23 protein-coding genes are annotated in these 19625 nt (G+C 41.3%); 22 read left to right on the forward strand and 1 reads right to left on the reverse strand.

What is annotated here, in order from left to right:
• The first annotated feature begins 63 nt into the window (after nucleotides 1-63).
• The 15 genes from rnmV to spoVT all read left to right on the forward strand — a co-directional run bounded on the left by rnmV (nucleotide 64) and on the right by spoVT (nucleotide 13757).
• Nucleotides 64-624, forward strand: a complete 561-nt coding sequence (rnmV, locus tag KSU66_RS19095) for a ribonuclease M5 (RefSeq protein ID WP_269053057.1) — start codon at nucleotides 64-66, stop codon at nucleotides 622-624.
• Nucleotides 617-1519: a 16S rRNA (adenine(1518)-N(6)/adenine(1519)-N(6))-dimethyltransferase RsmA gene (gene rsmA / locus KSU66_RS19100; RefSeq protein WP_269053058.1), complete on the forward strand. Its 903-nt coding sequence runs from the start codon at nucleotides 617-619 to the stop codon at nucleotides 1517-1519. The genes rnmV and rsmA overlap by 8 nt, the downstream gene beginning before the upstream one ends.
• Nucleotides 1520-1651: 132 nt before the next feature.
• Entirely contained in the window at nucleotides 1652-1927 is a 276-nt protein-coding gene (gene veg, locus KSU66_RS19105; RefSeq protein ID WP_269053059.1) for a biofilm formation stimulator Veg, read from the forward strand.
• A 122-nt stretch (nucleotides 1928-2049) separates the two neighbouring features.
• On the forward strand, nucleotides 2050-2226 hold the full coding sequence (locus KSU66_RS19110; protein ID WP_269053060.1) for a small, acid-soluble spore protein, alpha/beta type: 177 nt from the start codon (nucleotides 2050-2052) through the stop codon (nucleotides 2224-2226).
• Between the two features lie 204 nt (nucleotides 2227-2430).
• Nucleotides 2431-3297: a 4-(cytidine 5'-diphospho)-2-C-methyl-D-erythritol kinase gene (ispE, locus tag KSU66_RS19115; protein ID WP_269053061.1), complete on the forward strand. Its 867-nt coding sequence runs from the start codon at nucleotides 2431-2433 to the stop codon at nucleotides 3295-3297.
• Nucleotides 3298-3354: 57 nt separating this feature from the next.
• On the forward strand, nucleotides 3355-4182 hold the full coding sequence (gene purR, locus KSU66_RS19120) for a pur operon repressor (protein WP_269053062.1): 828 nt from the start codon (nucleotides 3355-3357) through the stop codon (nucleotides 4180-4182).
• Between the two features lies 1 nt (nucleotide 4183).
• Complete coding sequence (locus tag KSU66_RS19125; protein WP_269053063.1) at nucleotides 4184-4561, forward strand: RidA family protein; 378 nt, start codon at nucleotides 4184-4186, stop codon at nucleotides 4559-4561.
• Between the two features lie 226 nt (nucleotides 4562-4787).
• Nucleotides 4788-5078 (forward strand): septation regulator SpoVG, encoded by a 291-nt coding sequence (spoVG, locus tag KSU66_RS19130; protein ID WP_269053064.1) that lies wholly within the window; start codon nucleotides 4788-4790, stop codon nucleotides 5076-5078.
• 240 nt (nucleotides 5079-5318) lie between these two features.
• Complete coding sequence (gene glmU / locus KSU66_RS19135; protein ID WP_269053065.1) at nucleotides 5319-6689, forward strand: bifunctional UDP-N-acetylglucosamine diphosphorylase/glucosamine-1-phosphate N-acetyltransferase GlmU; 1371 nt, start codon at nucleotides 5319-5321, stop codon at nucleotides 6687-6689.
• Nucleotides 6690-6703: 14 nt separating this feature from the next.
• Nucleotides 6704-7663 (forward strand): ribose-phosphate diphosphokinase, encoded by a 960-nt coding sequence (locus KSU66_RS19140; RefSeq protein ID WP_269053066.1) that lies wholly within the window; start codon nucleotides 6704-6706, stop codon nucleotides 7661-7663.
• A gap of 79 nt (nucleotides 7664-7742) precedes the next feature.
• Entirely contained in the window at nucleotides 7743-8375 is a 633-nt protein-coding gene (locus KSU66_RS19145) for a 50S ribosomal protein L25/general stress protein Ctc (RefSeq protein ID WP_269053067.1), read from the forward strand.
• 121 nt (nucleotides 8376-8496) lie between these two features.
• On the forward strand, nucleotides 8497-9060 hold the full coding sequence (pth, locus tag KSU66_RS19150) for an aminoacyl-tRNA hydrolase (RefSeq protein ID WP_269053068.1): 564 nt from the start codon (nucleotides 8497-8499) through the stop codon (nucleotides 9058-9060).
• 51 nt (nucleotides 9061-9111) lie between these two features.
• Nucleotides 9112-9342, forward strand: coding sequence for an anti-sigma-F factor Fin (locus KSU66_RS19155; RefSeq protein ID WP_269053069.1), 231 nt, complete (start codon nucleotides 9112-9114; stop codon nucleotides 9340-9342).
• A 253-nt stretch (nucleotides 9343-9595) separates the two neighbouring features.
• A complete protein-coding gene (gene mfd / locus KSU66_RS19160; RefSeq protein ID WP_269053070.1) occupies nucleotides 9596-13129 on the forward strand; it encodes a transcription-repair coupling factor in 3534 nt (1177 codons plus the stop codon).
• Nucleotides 13130-13220: 91 nt separating this feature from the next.
• Nucleotides 13221-13757 carry a stage V sporulation protein T gene (spoVT, locus tag KSU66_RS19165; protein WP_269053071.1) on the forward strand — a complete coding sequence of 179 codons (537 nt, stop codon included), beginning with the start codon at nucleotides 13221-13223 and terminating at the stop codon, nucleotides 13755-13757.
• A 66-nt stretch (nucleotides 13758-13823) separates the two neighbouring features.
• Here the strand turns inward: spoVT and KSU66_RS19170 are convergent, their stop codons facing one another.
• Nucleotides 13824-13970 carry an aspartyl-phosphate phosphatase Spo0E family protein gene (locus tag KSU66_RS19170; protein ID WP_269053072.1) on the reverse strand — a complete coding sequence of 49 codons (147 nt, stop codon included), beginning with the start codon at nucleotides 13968-13970 and terminating at the stop codon, nucleotides 13824-13826.
• 289 nt (nucleotides 13971-14259) lie between these two features.
• Here KSU66_RS19170 and KSU66_RS19175 point away from each other — a divergent pair, with 289 nt between their 5' ends.
• The 7 genes from KSU66_RS19175 to KSU66_RS19205 all read left to right on the forward strand — a co-directional run bounded on the left by KSU66_RS19175 (nucleotide 14260) and on the right by KSU66_RS19205 (nucleotide 19430).
• Nucleotides 14260-15855, forward strand: a complete 1596-nt coding sequence (locus KSU66_RS19175) for a putative polysaccharide biosynthesis protein (protein WP_269053073.1) — start codon at nucleotides 14260-14262, stop codon at nucleotides 15853-15855.
• A 5-nt stretch (nucleotides 15856-15860) separates the two neighbouring features.
• Nucleotides 15861-17321: a nucleoside triphosphate pyrophosphohydrolase gene (gene mazG / locus KSU66_RS19180; protein ID WP_269053074.1), complete on the forward strand. Its 1461-nt coding sequence runs from the start codon at nucleotides 15861-15863 to the stop codon at nucleotides 17319-17321.
• Entirely contained in the window at nucleotides 17318-17608 is a 291-nt protein-coding gene (locus tag KSU66_RS19185; RefSeq protein WP_269053075.1) for an RNA-binding S4 domain-containing protein, read from the forward strand. The genes mazG and KSU66_RS19185 overlap by 4 nt, the downstream gene beginning before the upstream one ends.
• A gap of 83 nt (nucleotides 17609-17691) precedes the next feature.
• Nucleotides 17692-17988 carry a sporulation protein YabP gene (gene yabP / locus KSU66_RS19190; RefSeq protein ID WP_269053076.1) on the forward strand — a complete coding sequence of 99 codons (297 nt, stop codon included), beginning with the start codon at nucleotides 17692-17694 and terminating at the stop codon, nucleotides 17986-17988.
• Complete coding sequence (gene yabQ / locus KSU66_RS19195) at nucleotides 17985-18452, forward strand: spore cortex biosynthesis protein YabQ (RefSeq protein ID WP_269053077.1); 468 nt, start codon at nucleotides 17985-17987, stop codon at nucleotides 18450-18452. The genes yabP and yabQ overlap by 4 nt, the downstream gene beginning before the upstream one ends.
• A 56-nt stretch (nucleotides 18453-18508) precedes the next feature.
• The gene (locus KSU66_RS19200; protein WP_269053078.1) at nucleotides 18509-18901 is read left to right on the forward strand and encodes an FtsB family cell division protein; all 393 of its coding nucleotides are present in this window, start codon (nucleotides 18509-18511) and stop codon (nucleotides 18899-18901) included.
• A 100-nt stretch (nucleotides 18902-19001) separates the two neighbouring features.
• Nucleotides 19002-19430 carry a S1 domain-containing RNA-binding protein gene (locus KSU66_RS19205; protein WP_269053079.1) on the forward strand — a complete coding sequence of 143 codons (429 nt, stop codon included), beginning with the start codon at nucleotides 19002-19004 and terminating at the stop codon, nucleotides 19428-19430.
• Nucleotides 19431-19625: the final 195 nt, after the last annotated feature.

Here is a 19625-nt window from a genome sequence, read left to right on the forward strand (position 1 = left end):
CTGTACAACAATGTACATGGATAGTAGAATTGAGTAAAGAATGCAGTGGAATGAGGACTATTTGTGAAGATTAAAGAAATTATTGTCGTTGAAGGTAAATCGGATACAATCGCGGTGAAACGAGCAACGGGTGCAGATACGATTGAAACGAATGGCTCTGCAATCGATGAAAAAACCCTTGTAAGAATACAACATGCCCAAGAGACACGCGGTGTCATTGTATTTACAGATCCCGATTATCCGGGAAGAAGAATACGTGCAATTATTGAAGAGCATGTTGTGGGTGTAAAACACGCCTTTTTGGAAAAAAAGAAAACAATCGCAAAAAATGGGCAAGGGCTTGGAATTGAACATGCGATAGATGAGGATATACGTGAAGCGATCCGTTCAGTCTATACAACGGATAACGATGAAGTTACGGATATCCCACTCGCCTATTTAATGGCGGCGAGGTTAATTGGTCATCCGGATGCAAGAAAAAGGCGTGAAAAACTAAGCGAGTTGCTACGCATCGGTCAAGTGAATGGTAAAGGACTCAAAAAACGTCTTGAAATGTTCCGAATTGACCAAGATAAGTTGAATGAAGTGCTAAAAGTTCTAGACGAGGAGGAAGAAAATGAATAAAGATATTGCGACTCCGGTCAGAACAAAAGAAATTCTGAAAAAACACGGGTTTTCTTTTAAGAAAAGTCTTGGACAAAACTTTTTAATCGATCCTAATGTTTTAAGGAATATTGTTTCTCATGCGGGGTTATCGGAAAAAACCGGCGTCATTGAAATCGGTCCAGGTATTGGTGCCCTTACAGAACACCTTGCAAGGAGCGCTGGGAAGGTTGTTGCGTTTGAGATTGATGGGCGCCTTCTTCCAGTGTTAGAAGACACGTTATCGCCGTACAACAACGTGACGATTATCCATCAAGACATTTTAGAAGTGAATCTTTTAGAAGTGATGGAAGAGCAGTTTGCGGAGTACGAGGACGTTGTTGTCGTTGCAAACCTTCCCTATTACGTGACAACACCAATCATTATGAAGTTTTTGCTTGGGAAAGTTCCTATTTCAGGCATGATAATAATGATGCAAAAAGAAGTCGCAGATCGAATCACCGCGAGTCCTGGTACAAAGGCATATGGTTCACTGTCAATTGCTATTCAATATTATATGGATGCAGATGTAGCGATGATTGTGCCAAGAACTGTTTTTATGCCTCAACCAAATGTTGAATCGGCTGTTTTACGTTTGACAAGGAAAGAAAAGTTACCTGCCCAAGTAAAAGATGAAGGATTTTTATTTGAAGTTTCAAGAGGCTCATTTGTTCAACGCAGGAAAACTATTTTTAATAATTTACAGTCTTCGCTGCCGGAAGGAAAGTCAAAAAAAGAACAAATAATTGATGCGCTAAATCGCTCCGAAATTCTTCCGAGCAGACGTGGCGAAACGTTGTCAATAGAGGAGTTTGCGCGCTTATCGAACGAGTTATATGCCGACTTTTATAAAGAACGTAAAGGTGAAAAAAGTTAGTTCATTTATTTTAAATACTTATTTATTTGATAAAACAATTGACAAAACGATTGCTTAATTGTTAAAATGAAACTTTTAATTGACAGAACTCTTTGAATGTGTTATGATTATTCTTAGTGAGGTGTAAGCGACATGCCAAAAACATTAGCGGACATTAAGAAGTCATTGGATTCTCATCTTGGGAAACGTTTGCATTTGAAAGTGAACGGTGGCCGAAGACGAACAATCGAAAGAGCGGGAGTCTTAAGTGAAACGTATCGTGCAGTTTTCGTAGTGGAACTAGACCAAGAAGATAATGCGTTTGAAAGAGTATCTTACAGCTACGCGGATATTTTAACCGATGCGGTTGAAATAACAATTCTAGATGGACTCGACGGTGCAGATAATACTGCCTTTATCGTCAAATAATAATAGTTATGAACTTTTCAGTCGCCTATTCTCAGCATCCAGCAATGGAATGTCTGTTGGATAGGTGTTTTTTATTTTCTTCTGCTCATACTAGAAACGTCAGCCAAAAGGAGGAAAACCGAATGGCGAAAAAACGTAGTATTATGTCTGAGCGCTTGAAGGAAGAAATTGCGAAAGAGCTTGGGTTTTACGATGTTGTTCAACGTGAAGGTTGGGGCGGTATCAAGTCACGCGATGCCGGTAATATGGTGAAACGTGCGATTGAAATGGCAGAACGTAGTCATTCAGAAGGTAAATAATTATTGAAAACTGCTTGAGTCCACTGCTCGGCTGACAAAAAACAGGGAGTGCCCTTAACATCATCGAGTCAGGTGATGCTGGGGTAGTCCCTGTCCTTGTTACATGGGCACTGTACATATTTAAAAAGTGATAAATCAACGTGCAATATTCAGCGTCTATGGTAAAATAGGGAACTAAGACATGCTGTTAATGGAGGGAGCCGGATGCTTTACGAAAAGGCGCCAGCAAAAATAAATTTAACGCTCGATGTGTTACATAAACGTCCGGATGACTTTCATGAAGTCGAGATGATCATGACGACGGTGGATCTTGCTGATCGAGTGTGGATTCGTCAAATAAAAGGCGGACAAATTAAAATTAAGTCATCTGTGCGGTACGTTCCAAGTGACCGAAAAAATCTTGCGTATCAAGCTGCAGAACTTATAAGACGGAAATACGGTATTACGCAAGGCGTTGAAATTACGCTTGAGAAAAGGATTCCGGTGGCAGCCGGCCTTGCAGGTGGTAGTTCGGATGCAGCTGCAACGCTGCGAGGTTTAAACAAGTTGTGGAAGTTAGGTCTTAGTGCAGACAAGCTTGCGGAACTTGGCGCTGAAATTGGATCGGATGTAGCGTTCTGCGTGTACGGTGGCACAGCATTTGCTACTGGTCGCGGGGAAATTATTCACGACCTTCCAGCTCCGCCGAACTGTTGGGTTATCCTGGCAAAGCCTGCAATTTCTGTGTCAACGGGCAACATATACAAAGATTTAAGTTTATCGTCCATTGAGCACCCGAATACGGAGCGTATGATTCAAGCTTTGAAATATGGGGATTATAATGAAATGTGCCGTTCAATTGGAAACGTTCTTGAACCTGTTACGACAGGAATTCATAAAGAAGTGGCGGTCCTAAAAGAACAGATGAAAAAGTTTGGTGCGGATGCAGTGCTGATGAGTGGAAGCGGACCAACTGTGTTTGGTCTTGTAGAACACGAATCGAGGGTACCAAGAATTTATAATGGTCTAAAAGGATTTTGTCCAGAAGTTTACGCCATTCGAATGATGGGTGAACGGCATTCATTTGATTAAACACGTATATTAATGGTAATGTACTATTAAAACATTCGTGTTTTAGGAGTTGGTTGCATGAAGTGGAAAAGAAGCGAACGACTTGTTGATATGACCCGACACCTGTTGGAATCTCCACATGAACTAATTCCCCTTACCTTTTTTTCTGAACGATATAAATCTGCAAAGTCCTCAATTAGCGAAGACTTGACGATTATAAAAGAAACGTTTGAAGAAAAAGGGACAGGGGAACTTAAAACTGTCACGGGAGCTGCTGGCGGGGTGAAGTTTATTCCTAAAATGGCTGATTCAGAAGTTGAGGAAGTAATCTCCCTTCTTATGAAGGAACTTGGTCACTCGGACCGACTTTTACCAGGTGGCTATTTGTTTATGGCCGATCTTCTTGGAAATCCACGTATTATGGACCGCGTTGGTAAAGTGTTTGCTTCGAGGTTTTCAGATATGGATATTGACGTAATTATGACGGTAGCGACAAAAGGAATTCCGATTGCACATTCAATTGCGCGTCATTTAAATGTCCCTGTTGTTATCGTTCGTCGGGATAGTAAAGTGACAGAAGGATCTACTGTAAGTATTAATTATGTCTCGGGTTCAACAAGACGTATTCAGACTATGGTATTATCAAAAAGAAGTATGAAAAGCGGGCAGAGGGTATTGATTACCGATGATTTCATGAAAGCTGGCGGCACAATGGCTGGTATGAAGAATCTTCTTGAAGAATTCGGTTGCGAACTTGCCGGTACGGCGGTGCTGGTCGAAGCCGGGCATCACGAAGAAGTTCTAGTCGATGATTATTTATCTCTTGTGAAACTCCGCGCAGTCAATGAGAAAGACCGTACAATTGAATTAAGTAAAGGAAACTATTTTGAGAAGGGTGGAAAATGATATGAATTACGTAGAAACAGACAAAGCACCAGCAGCATTCGGTCCATATGCACAAGCAGTAACTGTGAACGGCTTTATTTACACGTCAGGGCAGATTCCAATTACACCAGAAGGACAGTTAATTGAAGGTTCGATTGTAGACCAAACGAACCAAGTCTTTGCAAACGTAAAAGGAGTTCTCGAAGCGGCTGGCTCTTCTTTAGACAAAGTAGTGAAAGCAACTGTGTTTATTACGAATATGGATGATTTTGCAGCAATTAACGAAGTGTATGCAAAACATTTTGGTTCGCATACACCCGCACGATCATGCGTTGAAGTAAGTAGGCTTCCGAAAGACGTAAACGTTGAAATTGAAGTAATTGCACTAACAACAAAATAATGGATACCCCGCCCAGAAAACTGGTGCGGGTTTTATTTTTTTATCAATTATTCCCATATAGGTTGAACTTATGATTTCCACGTAATCTCCAGCGAAGGCGGATTCTTTAGTTCAGATTACGAAATGAGTTGCCTAATTCTTTTAAAGATTATGCAACTTAAAGGAGGGAAACGATTACTTTTATAGAATATAGTATTCATGCAAAAAGATTAGGAGTGGTAGTCAGATGGAAGTAACAGATGTAAGACTAAGGAGGGTGGAAACGGAAGGCAGAATGAGGGCAATAGCCTCCCTTACATTCGATAATGAATTCGTTATCCACGATGTTCGTGTGATTGACGGGAATGAAGGGCTTTTCGTTGCAATGCCAAGTAAACGTACACCAGACGGTGAGTTCCGGGATGTAGCGCACCCAATCAATTCAGATGCACGCATGAAAATCCAGAATGTAGTAATAGCTGCTTATCATCAATCTGCCAATGAAAAAGTGACACTCGAAGAAATAGGAGCAGTATAATTGCTTATATAATTTTGGATAGCTGCCTCGTTCACATAGAAGGCAGTTTTTTGGCCTAAATTTTGGTGTTATGGATAATACTAAAACGATAGCTAGAAACGCAAATAATTAATGCTAAAAGATTGTAATGAAATTGTCAAGATGTAACAGGTTGAAAAAAAGATGAATTTCGGCTATAGTCAATAGTGAAAACAATGGAGAGGGACTTATTTTATTCCCTCATTGATGGAGGCCGTATTAATGACGAATACATACGCCATCGTCCTCGCAGCGGGACAGGGTACACGGATGAAATCCGATTTGTATAAAGTGCTCCACCCTGTTTGCGGAAAATCGATGGTCGCACACGTTATTGACAATATAATTGACCTTGGAACAGATCGAATCGTGACAATTGTTGGTCACGGAGCGGAAAAGGTTGAGCAAACGCTTGGTGAAAAAAGTGAGTATGCTTTGCAGGAAGAGCAACTTGGAACTGCACACGCTGTCCAGCAGGCAGAAAAGCTTATTGGTAGTCTCTCCGGTACAACGATTGTAGTTTGCGGGGATACACCACTTATTCGACCAGAAACAATGAAGTCGCTTATAGAACACCATAATGCAATAGGTGCCAAAGCAACAATACTTACAGCGGTAGCTGATGATCCTACAGGATATGGCCGCATCATTCGTGGTGAAAACGGCCAAGTTTTGCGCAACGTCGAACAAAAAGATGCGTCAGCCGAGGAGCAAAAAGTATCCGAAATTAATACGGGAACGTATTGTTTTGATAATGAAGCACTTTTCGCTACGTTGAAAAAAGTGAAAAACGATAATGCGCAAGGTGAATACTATTTACCGGACGTGATCGGTATTTTACAAGCCGAAAAAGAACTTGTTTCTGCTTATATAACGGATGACTTTAGCGAAACACTCGGTGTGAATGACCGCGTCGTTTTATCTGAAGCGGAACGTGTGATGCGTAGTCGAATCGCTGAGAAACATATGCGAAACGGTGTGACGATTATTAGTCCTGAAAATACGTATATAAGCGCAGATGCTGAAATCGGACGTGATACTGTTCTTCAACCAGGTACGATGATTGAAGGGAAAACGATTATCGGTGAAAACTGTGTAATCGGTCCAAATAGTCAACTTGTCGACAGTTCGATCGAAGACCGTACAACGATTCACTCTTCAGTTGTTCTTGCAAGTGCGATAGGCGCTGACACAAGCGTTGGACCATTTGCCCATATCCGACCAGAATCTAGCCTTGGAAATAGCGTTCGAATTGGCAACTTCGTCGAGGTGAAAAAGTCGACGCTGGGAGAAGGAAGTAAAGTATCACACCTAAGTTATATTGGTGATGCAGAGATTGGATCGCGCGTCAATGTTGGCTGTGGTACAATTACTGTTAACTATGATGGCATGAATAAGTATGTAACAACAATCGAAGACGAAGCATTCATCGGATGCAATTCGAACCTTATCGCGCCAGTAAACGTAGGAAAAGGTGCTTATGTGGCAGCGGGCTCAACGATTTCAAAAAATGTACCAGAAAATTCGTTAGCAATCGCGCGTTCGCGTCAAGAAAACAAAGAAGGATACGTAACAAAACTAAAACTCAAATAAACAGGGGGACCATGATGACTAATCATTATCCGAATGACAAACTAAAGATATTTTCTTTGAATTCCAACGAGCAACTTTCAACAGAGGTTGCGAAACAAATCGGGCGCCCGCTCGGAGAAATTTCTGTGAAACGATTTAGTGACGGAGAAGTCCAAATTAATATCGAAGAAAGTATCCGTGGCTGTGATGTATTCGTAATCCAGTCAACGTCTAACCCTGTCAATGACAATCTCATGGAGCTACTTATTATGATTGATGCATTGAAACGTGCGTCTGCACGTACGATAAATGTCGTTATGCCGTATTATGGGTATGCACGTCAGGACCGTAAAGCGCGATCACGTGAACCGATTACAGCTAAACTAGTTGCAAACTTATTAGAAACAGCTGGAGCACACCGTGTAATCGCAATTGATCTTCATGCACCTCAAATCCAAGGCTTCTTTGATATTCCAATCGATCATCTGATGGCGGAACCACTTCTTACTGAATACTTCAGTCAAAAAGGCTATGCTCAGGATGAGTTAGTTATCGTATCCCCGGACCACGGCGGAGTAACGCGTGCACGAAAAATGGCGGACCGAATGAAAGCACCAATTGCAATTATCGACAAGCGTCGTCCACGTCCAAACGTTGCAGAAGTAATGAGCATTGTTGGTAACGTAGATGGAAAAGTTGCAATTCTTATCGATGATATTATTGATACGGCTGGAACGATTACTGTTGCGGCGAGTGCGTTAATCGAAAGTGGAGCAAAAGAAGTATACGCTTGTTGTACACATGCGGTATTATCAGGTCCTGCAATTGAGCGAATCGACAATTCCAAAATAAAAGAACTTGTGATTACGAATTCAATTGCACTAACTGCCGATAAACAATCCCCTAAAATTAAACAAGTTTCGATTGCAAAACTTTTAGGCGACGCAATCGTTCGGGTATTTGAAGAAAAGTCCGTAAGCATCTTGTTCGATTGACAAAAGGCGGCTTTATAGCGTATCCTTTAGAGTAGCCAAATTAGCATAATAAACTTATCTGGAAAGGTGATAAAATAAAATGAGCACTACAATTCAGTCAGAAATCAGAGAAATAACTAAGCAATCGGCACTTACAGAATTACGAGAAGGCGGTTTCGTACCGGCAGTCGTTTACGGATATGGAACAGAGGCAATTTCTATTTCTGTAAAAGAGCGCGACCTTCTAAAAACATTACGTGTAACTGGACGTAATGGTGTTATGAAACTACAAGTAAACGACAAGGAAATTAACGTTGTTTTAAACGATTACCAACTTAATCCGTTACGAGGCGATGTGTTACACGCGGACTTCCTTGCTATTAACATGACAGAAGAACTTGAAGTTGACGTTTTAGTCAATCTTGTAGGCGAATCTGTAGGTGAAAAAGCAGGCGGCGTTCTACAACAGCCGAACCGTGAATTGACAATCAAAGTTAAACCTTCGGATATTCCGGAATCATTTGACATTGACATTGCAGCACTAGAAATCGGAGAAGCGATTTCAGTTGGCGATATTCGCGCGAAATCAAAATACGAAATTTTGAATGACGATGATTTCTCACTAGTTCTAATTTCTGCTCCACGTACTGAAGAAGATCTTGAAGCACTTGATGCCGAAGTTGGGGATGCAAGCGCAGAAACAGAAGTAATTGGTGCAGACAAAGAAGCGTAAGAAAATACAGTGGCGTACGGATTACCGTACGCCTTTTTTCTGTTTTTCTTGAATTTAGGCGTTGGACCTTTTTGGGATTCATTCAAAGCAGCCTGACTAATGGAAAAGGAAGAGGATTATTTTGAAAATGATTATTGGACTCGGTAATCCGGGCAAACAATATGAAAAAACGCGACATAATGTCGGGTTTCATGTCATTGATGAACTGTCTGCACGTCTAAACGCGCCAGCAATGCAATCGAAATTCAATGGAATGTTTACAGTTATCCATCGACCTAAAGGAAAAGTGATGCTCGTTAAACCGCTCACATACATGAACCTTTCAGGCGAATGTATTCGTCCATTAATGGAGTACTATGATGTGGGTTTGGAAGACATTACCGTCGTTTACGACGATTTGGATCTTGCCCCTGGAAGTATTCGACTTCGCCAAAAGGGAAGTGCAGGTGGCCATAACGGTATGAAATCACTTATTGCACATATTGGTTCAGACAAGTTCAATCGGATTCGAATTGGGGTCGGAAGACCAGTAAGTGGAATGAAAGTATCGGACTATGTCCTTTCACCATTCAATAAAGACGAAGCACCTCTTATTTCTGGAATTGTTGAAAAAAGTGCCTCGGCTTGTGAAGCATGGCTTGAAAAACCTTTTATTGATGTTATGAACAATTTTAATGGCGTTTAAGGAATAATGGACCGGTCTCTAGCCTATACTTTTAAAAAGGGGTGGAACTAGATGACAGTCCGTTATAAATGCCGACATTGTAAAACGGAAGTTGGTTCACTTCCGTTTGAATCTGTAAAAGATACGATACTATTGCTTCAAAAGTTGGATGAAAAGGAAGAAGAGCACTTTCTAACGTATGAGAAGGATGGGGCTATGGCTGTGCAATGTATTTGTGAGCAGTGTCAACAGTCACTTCAAAAGTTTCCGGACTACTACGCACTAAGTAAATGGTTGCAATAAGATATTCGCTTTGGAGCCAAGAGGCTTCCAAAGCTTTTTCTGATTTAAAAGTAGGATAATAAGTTTAATAGAGTTCTTAATTTCAATACACGTATATATAGTTTGAAATTAAGAATGTACCGCCTAGTTGATTGTAGTGGGAAGCGTCCGCTCGAAACGGAAATCAACGGCTTGGTAAAGCGATTATCATTGGACTTTTTCAAGGTAGAGTCTTTAATTCAACATATATAGACGAAAAAAAGGATGTGTAGCATTGGAAATGCTAATAGATTTAACATTGCAAGATAACAATATTAGTGAACTAATTGAAGAATTAAAGAATGGAGTAGATGGCCAATTTATCACCGGGCTATCCGGGGGTGCAAAACCGGTATTTTTTAAAGCAATCCGGCAATCGATTGACAAACCCATTCTAATTGTATCTCCGAACTTGCTCCAAGCTCAGCGTACATATGAAGACTTAGTGAAAATGGCAGGTGAATTTTCCGTTCATTTGTATCCAGCAGAAGAGCTTATTGCAGCTGACTTTTCATTTTCTAGCTATGAACTACGTGCCCAACGCATTGAAACACTAGATCATATGGCGAGGGTTGGAAAAGGTATCTATATTACACCTATTGCTGGACTTCGAAAGTTTTTGCCGAACAAAGAACGTTGGCTTGAAAATTGTCTTACAACAAAAACCGGGGATACAATAGACATGGAAAGTTGGCTTGAAAGTCTTGTAGCGATGAGTTATACGAGACAGCCAATGGTGACAGCCCCGGGAGACTTTGCTTTACGCGGAGGAATTCTCGACCTTTACCCGGTATATATGGAAAACCCAGTTCGAATTGAGTTATTCGACACGGAAATCGACTCGATTCGGACATTTTCAGCAGACAATCAACGCTCAATTGATAAATTAGATTCAGTATCTATCCTCCCTGCATCTGAATTTGTGTGGTCTTCAGAAGATATGTTGGCAATGGCGGACAAACTAGAGATTGAACTCAGTTCTAGCTTAAAACGAATAAGCAATGAAGAAGTAAAAGAACGAATGACAATGAACATCATGCCAGATATTACCCTTATGAAGTCCGGAAATGCCCCTGAAAACATCATGAAGTATGCATCTTTTTCCGAAAACAAACCGACTTCTCTTGCAACGTACTTTTCGAGGGATGGCATCGTCATGTTCGATGAAATTGGAAGAGTTACTGAAGTGATTGAATCGCTGGAGAAAGAAGAGGAAGACTGGTTCGTCAATTTACTCGAAGAAGGAAAAATTGTTCATAATGCAAAAATTTCATTTTCATTTGAAGAAACCTACAAGATGCTTTCACAGAAAAAACTCTATTTGTCACTTTTCGTTCGTACGGTGCCTAATATTGTCGTGAAAAAAACGATGACATTTTCATGTAAGCCGATGCAACAGTTCCACGGGCAAATGAACTTCTTTAAAAATGAGATGGAGCGTTGGCAACACGGCGGTTTCACTATAATGATTATCGCCGATGGTAGCGAACGGATGCAAAAAGTGCAGGCTATTCTCCAAGACTATGACGTGGAATCTTCGTTAGGGGGTAAACCTTCAAGTTCTGGTGGAACATTTGTCATTAATGGTGATTTGTCTGCAGGTTTTGAACTTCCTTTTCAAAAGTTGGCGGTCGTTACAGATGCCGAATTATTTCAAGGGAAGCCGAAAAGAAAATCAAGACCCCAACAAATTTCAAATGCAGAGCGCATTAAAAGTTACTCGGAAATAAAACCAGGGGACTATATTGTTCATGTGCATCATGGAATTGGTAGATTTATTGGGTTGGAGACTCTTGAAGTAAGTGGAAATCATAAAGATTATTTGCATATTCATTATGAAGGTGATGACAAGCTTTTCGTTCCAGCCGATCAAATTGATCTTATCCAGAAGTACATAGCGTCTGGAGAAAGACAGCCGAAGTTACACAAACTCGGTGGTGCGGCTTGGAAGAAAACGAAAAGTAAAGTATCTGCGGCGGTTAAGGACATTGCAGAAGATCTTATTAAGCTTTATGCGGAACGAGAATTAGAAAGAGGTTACGCATTTGCAGCAGATGACGATATGCAGATGGCATTTGAAGATGCGTTTCCATACGACGAAACAGAAGATCAGCTACGTTCAATTATAGAAATTAAAGAGGATATGGAAAAAATCCGTCCAATGGACCGACTGCTTTGCGGGGATGTTGGATATGGAAAGACAGAAGTCGCGATTCGAGCAGCTTTCAAAGCGGTTTCCGATGGGAAACAAGTTGCATTTCTAGTGCCAACAACAATTCTCGCCCAACAGCATTATGAAACGATGAAAGAACGGTTTTCTGGATTTCCTGTTGAAGTCGCCCTACTGAACCGTTTCCGAACGAAAAAAGAACAAACGGAATCGTTAAAAGGATTAAAAGCCGGAACGATTGATATCGTTATTGGTACGCACAGGCTTTTATCTAAAGACGTTTCTTACCGCGACCTTGGTTTACTAGTCGTTGATGAAGAACAACGATTTGGCGTGACGCATAAAGAAAAGTTAAAACAGTTGAAGACGAACGTTGATGTATTGACGTTGACGGCAACACCAATACCGCGTACCCTTCACATGTCGATGCTAGGTGTCCGTGATTTGTCGGTTATAGAAACGCCCCCTGCTAATCGATTTCCTGTGCAGACCTATGTTATGGAACATAACTTTGTCCTAATCCGCGAAGCAATCGAGCGTGAAATGGGACGAGGAGGTCAAGTATTCTACTTGTATAATCGGGTGGAAGATATGATGCGCCGGGTCGATGAAATTAAACAACTTGTTCCAGAAGCTCGTGTAGGATTTGCGCATGGACAGATGGGTGAAAGGGAACTGGAATCTGTTATTTTAAGCTTCTTAGAAGGGGAATATGACGTATTAGTTACGACGACAATTATTGAAACAGGAATTGATATTCCCAACGTGAATACGCTTATCGTCCACGATGCAGATCGAATGGGCTTATCACAACTCTACCAGCTACGCGGACGCGTAGGACGTTCGAATAGGGTGGCATATGCTTACTTTCTGTACCAACCGGACAAAGTACTGACAGAGGTCGCAGAAAGTCGTCTTCAGGCGATTAAAGAGTTCACTGAACTTGGTTCTGGTTTTAAAATTGCTATGAGGGATTTATCGATTCGTGGGGCGGGAAATTTGTTAGGTTCCCAACAACATGGATTTATCGATTCGGTTGGTTTTGATCTTTATTCGCAAATGCTTCAAGAAGCAATTGAAGAAAGTCAATCAGGTGTCGTGAAGTCGGAAGTCAAGGAGATAGAAATTTCACTTGCACTCGATGCCTATTTACCTGACGAATACATTCGTGACGGATTCCAAAAGATTCAAATGTATAAACGTGTGAAGGCGATTGAAAGTGAAGTGGATTATTCCGAGTTGGTCGATGAAATGACGGATCGATTTGGTGATTTACCGCTTGAGGCAGATCTGCTGCTGCGCGTTGCACGTTTGAAAGCATGGGGACTTATTGGTGGTGTTGAGTCGATTAAAAAGAAAGGCACGCAAATTGAAATTAGGTTATCCCCAGAAGGAACGGCAAAAACAGATGGTGCAAAACTCATAGCAGAATCGATGGAGTTTGGTCGTGCTGTTGGTTTTTCAATGGATGCTGACCAACTGCTCTTAACTGTCGACGAACGTCATACAGGAAAGAAAACAGGATTCGATGTTTTGGAAGCTATGATGAGGCTTCTTCCGACTGCTTCCAAGGAAACAACTACTTCTACTACCGTCTAAAGGACGTGTTGCATATTTTACCCACATATGATGCATACTACAACAGCAACGAAGTTGATTTCTAATTTCTTGGAAAGTGAGGCATCATGATATGAAGGCAACGGGAATCGTCCGCAGAATCGACGACCTAGGAAGGGTAGTTATTCCGAAAGAAATTCGGAGGACACTTCGAATCCGCGAAGGGGATCCACTTGAAATCTTTACCGACAGAGACGGTGAGGTAATTTTAAAGAAGTATTCTCCAATATCTGAACTTGGGCAATTTGCGAGGGAGTATGCGGAAACACTATACGAAACACTTGGTACCCCGGCTCTAATAAGCGACAGAGATGAAATGATTGCGGTTTCTGGATTGTCGAAGAAAGACTATTTGAACCGTCAGTTATCACCAGACGTGGAGGAAATTATTACAGGGCGTAAAATTATCACAGAGAAACTTGAACAAACAATCGAGTGGGTTCCCGGGCAGTCGGAACAAGTTAAGTCGTATTGCATCGCACCTATTATTACCGGGGGCGACGCAATTGGGGCTATCTATTTGCTATCGAAAGTACATTTTATTGGCGAAATAGAACAAAAAGCCGCAGAAACCGCCGCCCACTTCCTAGCGAAACAAATGGAACAGTAACGAAAAAACAGCCTTCCCTTACCGTCGCAAATCGGTAAGGGAAGGCTGTTTTATTATGTGTAATTATTAAATACCCTGGTATTTATTTAATAAAGTATCGAGCTCTTGACTGCTCCTAACGACGCAAGGGTGGGTTCGTCCTAAGTATTTCGCTTTCACGTACATGATTCGTTGCTTTACTTTTATTTTACTTAAAAGCATATTTTTTTTCATAATGCCTTTTCCTCCATTGTAATTTATATTGGTTTTACATTTAATTTGCCGGCGTGAGTAGTTTGAAATTGAAATACTACTATGCGAAGATGTGCTTTCCTATTTTATTGCCTTCCCTAATCATCGAATAAGTAAACTTCTTTCCGACACATTTTGATCTTCATTCAATGAATGTGCGAATCCCAGCTGTATAAAGTCAAATTCCTTGGTCGATGTCATGGATTTTGAAGAGAGTTAACCCGACATGCTATAATGATGGCATTGAAAAAAGAGAACGGGGATTTATTGAATGGTAGAACAATGGAATATGAAAACATTCATGAAAGGTGCATCTATCCTTACCATCGCCGCGATTGTTGTAAAATTACTCGGCGCTGTTTACCGGATTCCTTTTCAAAACCTTGTCGGTGACAAAGGATTTTACATTTATCAACAAGTGTATCCATTTATCGGTATTTTTATTATTTGGACGTCATATGGTTTTGCGGTAGCAGTGTCCAAACTACTTGCTGGAAGCAAAAGTCATAGCGAGACCAAAGCGATTATGCGCGTGGCGTTTATCTATCTTGCCATTCTATCGATAACTTTTTTTGTATTGCTGACAGTATTTGCCCCATTTTTTGCTCATTCAATGGGTGACCCGTATTTGGCGTCATTACTTCGAGCAGGGGCGTACATCGTTTTGTTCATGCCGGCTCTTGCCGTTCTCAAAGGTGCATTTCAGGCAGAGGGACAAATGGTACCCGTCGCTATATCAGGCGTTGGTGAGCAAGCTTTTCGTGTGGCCGTTATTCTTATAGGGACATGGATTGCGGTAAAAGCGGGTGCTTCGTTGTATGCGACAGGCGAAGTAGCCATGTGGGGTGCTGTTGTAGGAGAATTCGCAGGTGTTTTGATCCTTACATGGTATTTCCGAAATCGGTTTGGCGGACCGGTGGTTAAAGTGAATAACTGGCAAGTGGTAAAAGAGCTGACGATTGTAAGTCTAAGCGTAAGTGCCAGTTCACTCATACTCCTTTTGTTCCAGCTCGTAGATTCGTTCACTGTTTTCCGTATTTTGTTATCAATCGGTTTCGCGGAAGAAGTAGCGATGGAAACGAAAGGTGTTTATGACCGGGGACAACCCCTTGTGCAAATGGGGATAATGATTGCTTCCACGCTCGCGCTCGCGATTGTCCCACTTATTGCCCATCATGCCGTGAAAAAGACGGGACGTGGAGAGGTACCGTTTATTCGATTGACTTTCCGAACCGCTTTTTTATTTGGCTGGGCGGCGGCGATAGGGCTCGCACTCGTCTTACCTTATGTGAATGAAATGTTATTTGAGACGCGTGATGGCTCGATCCCATTAATTATTTTTGTCATTCAGATCTTTTGGTTATCGCTTATCTTGCCATTGACCGCAATCTTGCAAGGGGCGGGCAAGGTGAAAGTTCCAGTGCTTTTACTAGCAGTTGGACTTGTTATAAAAGTACTTGCAAATAATCTTCTTGTACCCGTATTTGATGTAACTGGGGCGGCAATTGCTAGTAATATTGGCTTCTTAGTAGTGACGGTTGGGCTTTTAATATACTTTAAAAAAGTGTGGCCTATTCGACTTGCACCACTCCGTTTTTACACTTGGTTGATGACGGCAACGATGCTTATGGTAGGTGTTGTCTTGCCTTGGATGGTTGTGGCGGACAGTTGGTTATTCGATGGTTTACCGGCGCGAATTGAAGCGTCTCTTATTGCGCTAACTTCTGTGTTGTTGGGGGGCGTTATATTTCTTGTTGTTATTATGAAATCACGAATTATGGCAGAAAAAGAATGGTTTCTATTGCCGTTTGGTAAACGGCTTGCTACAGTACAAATGTTTTTGACGAAGTCCAAAAAGAAAAGGTGAATACAATGCATACATTAACAATTATCGGTCTTGGTGCAGGAGATCTCGATCAGTTATCAATCGGGGTATACAGAAAGTTAAAAGAGGCGAATGTCATTGTCGCGCGAACGGACCAACACCCCGTAATCGCCGAACTAAGGGCAGAAGGCATGTCGATGACTAGTTTCGATGAAGTCTATGAAAGCCATGATTCATTCCAACAAGTGTATAAAGAAATTGTGGATCAACTCGTTTCTATGAGTTTAGAAAAGCCGGTTACATATGTCGTTCCAGGACATCCACTCGTTGCTGAACGAACCGTGCAATTGTTAGTTGAAAAAGAAAAAGAAGGTCTTATTACACTTGAAATCGTGGGTGGGAATAGTTTTCTTGACCCGATGTTTGCGGCGTTAAGAATCGATCCAATTGAAGGTTTTCAATTACTTGACGGTACGGATATGAAGCGGGACGATGTTCATATGACTCAGCACGTGCTAATTGGACAAGTCTACGATGCGTTTGTTGCGTCCGAGGTGAAGTTATCACTGATGGAAAAGTATGCGTTCGACCATCAAATTACAATTGTGACAGCAGCTGGTTCAGTAGGAGAAAAGTTGAGGACTGTCCCGCTATTTGAGCTCGATCGGGTAACGGAAATCGATAATTTGACGACGGTTTATGTACCGCCTGTTAAAAACCTTGAAAACCGCTTAAAGGAGTGGTCAGCGCTCCGGGAAATTATTGCAGCGCTCCGTGCACCTGATGGGTGCCCATGGGACCGCGAGCAGACCCATAGGTCACTAAGGCGGTATTTAATCGAAGAGGCGCATGAGTTGCTTGAAGCAATTGAAAGCGAAGATGATGAAGCAGTTATCGAAGAACTCGGTGACGTCTTACTGCAAGTATTCCTTCACACTCAAATTGGGGAAGATGATGGTTATTTTGCGATGGAGGATGTGCTTGAAGCGGTTGGTTCCAAAATGATTCGCCGCCATCCGCATGTATTTGGTGATAGCAGTGTGACAAGTTCAGAAGAGGTTCTAAAAAATTGGCAAGACATTAAAAAAGATGAAAAACCGCAAGCAGATTCGACATTGGATGGACAAGATCGTTATTCATCATCACTGCTAACTTCGTTGAACTATCAAAAAGAGGCGGCAAAGTTAGGGTTTGATTGGCCGACTATCGAAGGAGCCATTCAAAAATTAGAAGAAGAGTTAGACGAGTTAAAAGTTGAAGTGGTGAATGGAACGGACGAGCGCCAACTGGATGAACTCGGTGATGTGTTATTTACAATCGTGAACATTTCAAGATTCTTGAAAATATCTCCAGAAGAAGCAATGATTCATGCGAATCGTAAGTTTAAAAAACGATTTACATTCGTGGAAACTTGTGTGAAAAAAGAGGGCGGCGAATTTGTGGACTATACGTTAGATGAGCTGGAATCGTTTTGGCAACAGGCAAAAAGAGAGGAAGATACCCATTGAGAATTGATAAGTTTTTAAAAGTATCCCGTCTAATTAGAAGAAGAACATTGGCAAAACAAGTGGCCGACCAAGGTCGGATTACGATTAATGACAAAGTAGCGAAAGCTTCGTCTTCTGTAAAGATAGGCGACGAATTAGCGATTCGTTTTGGGCAAAAAATTGTCACTGTGAAAATCAACCAAATAAAAAATACGACTAAAAAAGATGAAGCAGAGTCCATGTTTACGATACTTAAAGAAGAGATGCTTGATAAGGTGGAGCCAGAATTTATCGACGATGAAAATTGACCGTGTTTGCATGTCGGTCTTAACATAAAATGATATATTCCCGCATAAGATAGCTGTGAACGTACAAGCAGAGGGGGAAGCATATGCAATTCCAGACGGACAGTCCCACATACGCAATTCCATCAGGTGATCATGTCGTAACAATGAGAAATAGAAAGCGAATGGATATCACATCGGTAAAATCAATTGATCGGTTTGATCAGGAGGAATTTTTCGTTCGCACATCGCAAGGGGTACTTCAAATACGGGGAGAGGAACTACGCATCGTCCATTTAGATGTAGATAAAGGGCTTCTTACATTGGAAGGGACGGTTACGACGCTCCAGTACGATGAAGAAGATTCAGGGTCCCGCAATTTCCTCCATAAATTATTTGGATGAGCCTTTCTGTCCAGTTTCTTAGTCTTCTAGCGATGATTGGGACGGGCATTGTGGCGGCAGCATTTATCGATATCATTCAAACAGGAACTACGCATGCTGGAAGAAAATCGATGATAAGAAGGCGTGCGGCCTTGTTTGAAGTAATCGGCTGGATAATAGCGGGCTGCTGGACCTTTTATATTCTTTATCTTGTCAGAGATGGCGCTTGGCGAATTTATGATCCGTTTGCCCAACTAAGCGGAATGCTACTATACGTAAGCTTTTTTCATAAGATTTTTCGTTTTTTTGGAGGAATTTTATTAAAACTTATTATCAAACCGGTTTTGTTTTTAATTAATTTTGTTCTGTTAATTATCCGACAAATTTTTCGCTTTTTAATAAAAGTCATTACACTTCCTTTCAGGCCCATAGCTAAACTATTCTCGAGGTATTTTGGGAATTACTTTAATAAACTAGAGAAGTGAGTTATAATTTATGAACTAACAAAATGGGTGATTTATATAGAAAGGAAGTGCGTGACATGCAACGGGGAAAACAAGGGAAGTCTCCTGCTACAGTCTCCTCAATTGAAACTGAATATGTCCGCTCCCAACAAAAGAAAGAAGCAAGGATACGTGCACGCAAAGTTCGGCTATACCGCCGATTAGCTGTTTACGCTATTGCCGCGGTGATTATCCTTGGCGGGCTCATACAGACTAATTTACATCAAAAAAAGGCACTTGCAGTGAAAGAACAAAAGAAAATCGAGCTCGTTGCCGAGTTAGAAAAAGTGAACGTTGAACAGCAAAAATTGACGCGTCAAATTGTGAAATTGAACGACGACGACTATATTGCCAAGCTTGCACGTAAAAATTACTTTTTATCGGATGACAATGAAATCATCTTTTCGACACTCTTTTTTTTTTGGCTATAATGAAAGTAAGAATCTTGATCATATCAGGACTCGTGAAAATGGTTGAAAGGCTTCCAAAACATGGAGGCCTGCTTAAATCTTAAGGAGGAGCATTTTTTTTATGTCAATTGAAGTAGGTAGCAAGCTACAAGGTAAAGTAACAGGAATCACAAACTTCGGGGCATTCGTTGAGCTGCCGAATGGTTCGACTGGCCTGGTCCACATTAGTGAAGTTGCGGACAATTATGTCAAGGACATCAATGAACATTTTAAAGTAGGCGACATGGTTGAAGTAAAGGTGATGAACGTTGGGACAGACGGTAAAATTGGATTGTCAATTAGAAAGGCGAAGCCTGAATCTGAGCAACGTCCAGAACGCCCACAACGCCCACAACGTCCTCGTCAAAGCGGCGGTCGCCCTACTACAGACCGTCCTGAGAACTTCGAACAGAAGATGGCACGATTCATGAAAGATAGCGAAGAACGTCTATCTACTTTGAAAAAAGCTACAGAATCAAAACGCGGTGGCCGCGGTTCAAGTAGAGGGTAACTTGCTAGCTGTTTCAATTTAAGAAAAAGTAAAGTATAAAAAAGCAGCGGATTAGGGAAAAACCCTAGTCCACTGCTTTTTTTGATGAAATTGAGCTATAAAATAGTAATACATTTATGGAGTGATACAAGGTAAACTATTTTGGGGCATTAACTTCGTATGTATTCAATATAAGTAGTTATTAAAGTGTATGGG

This window comes from Sporosarcina sp. G11-34 (genome assembly GCF_026931025.1).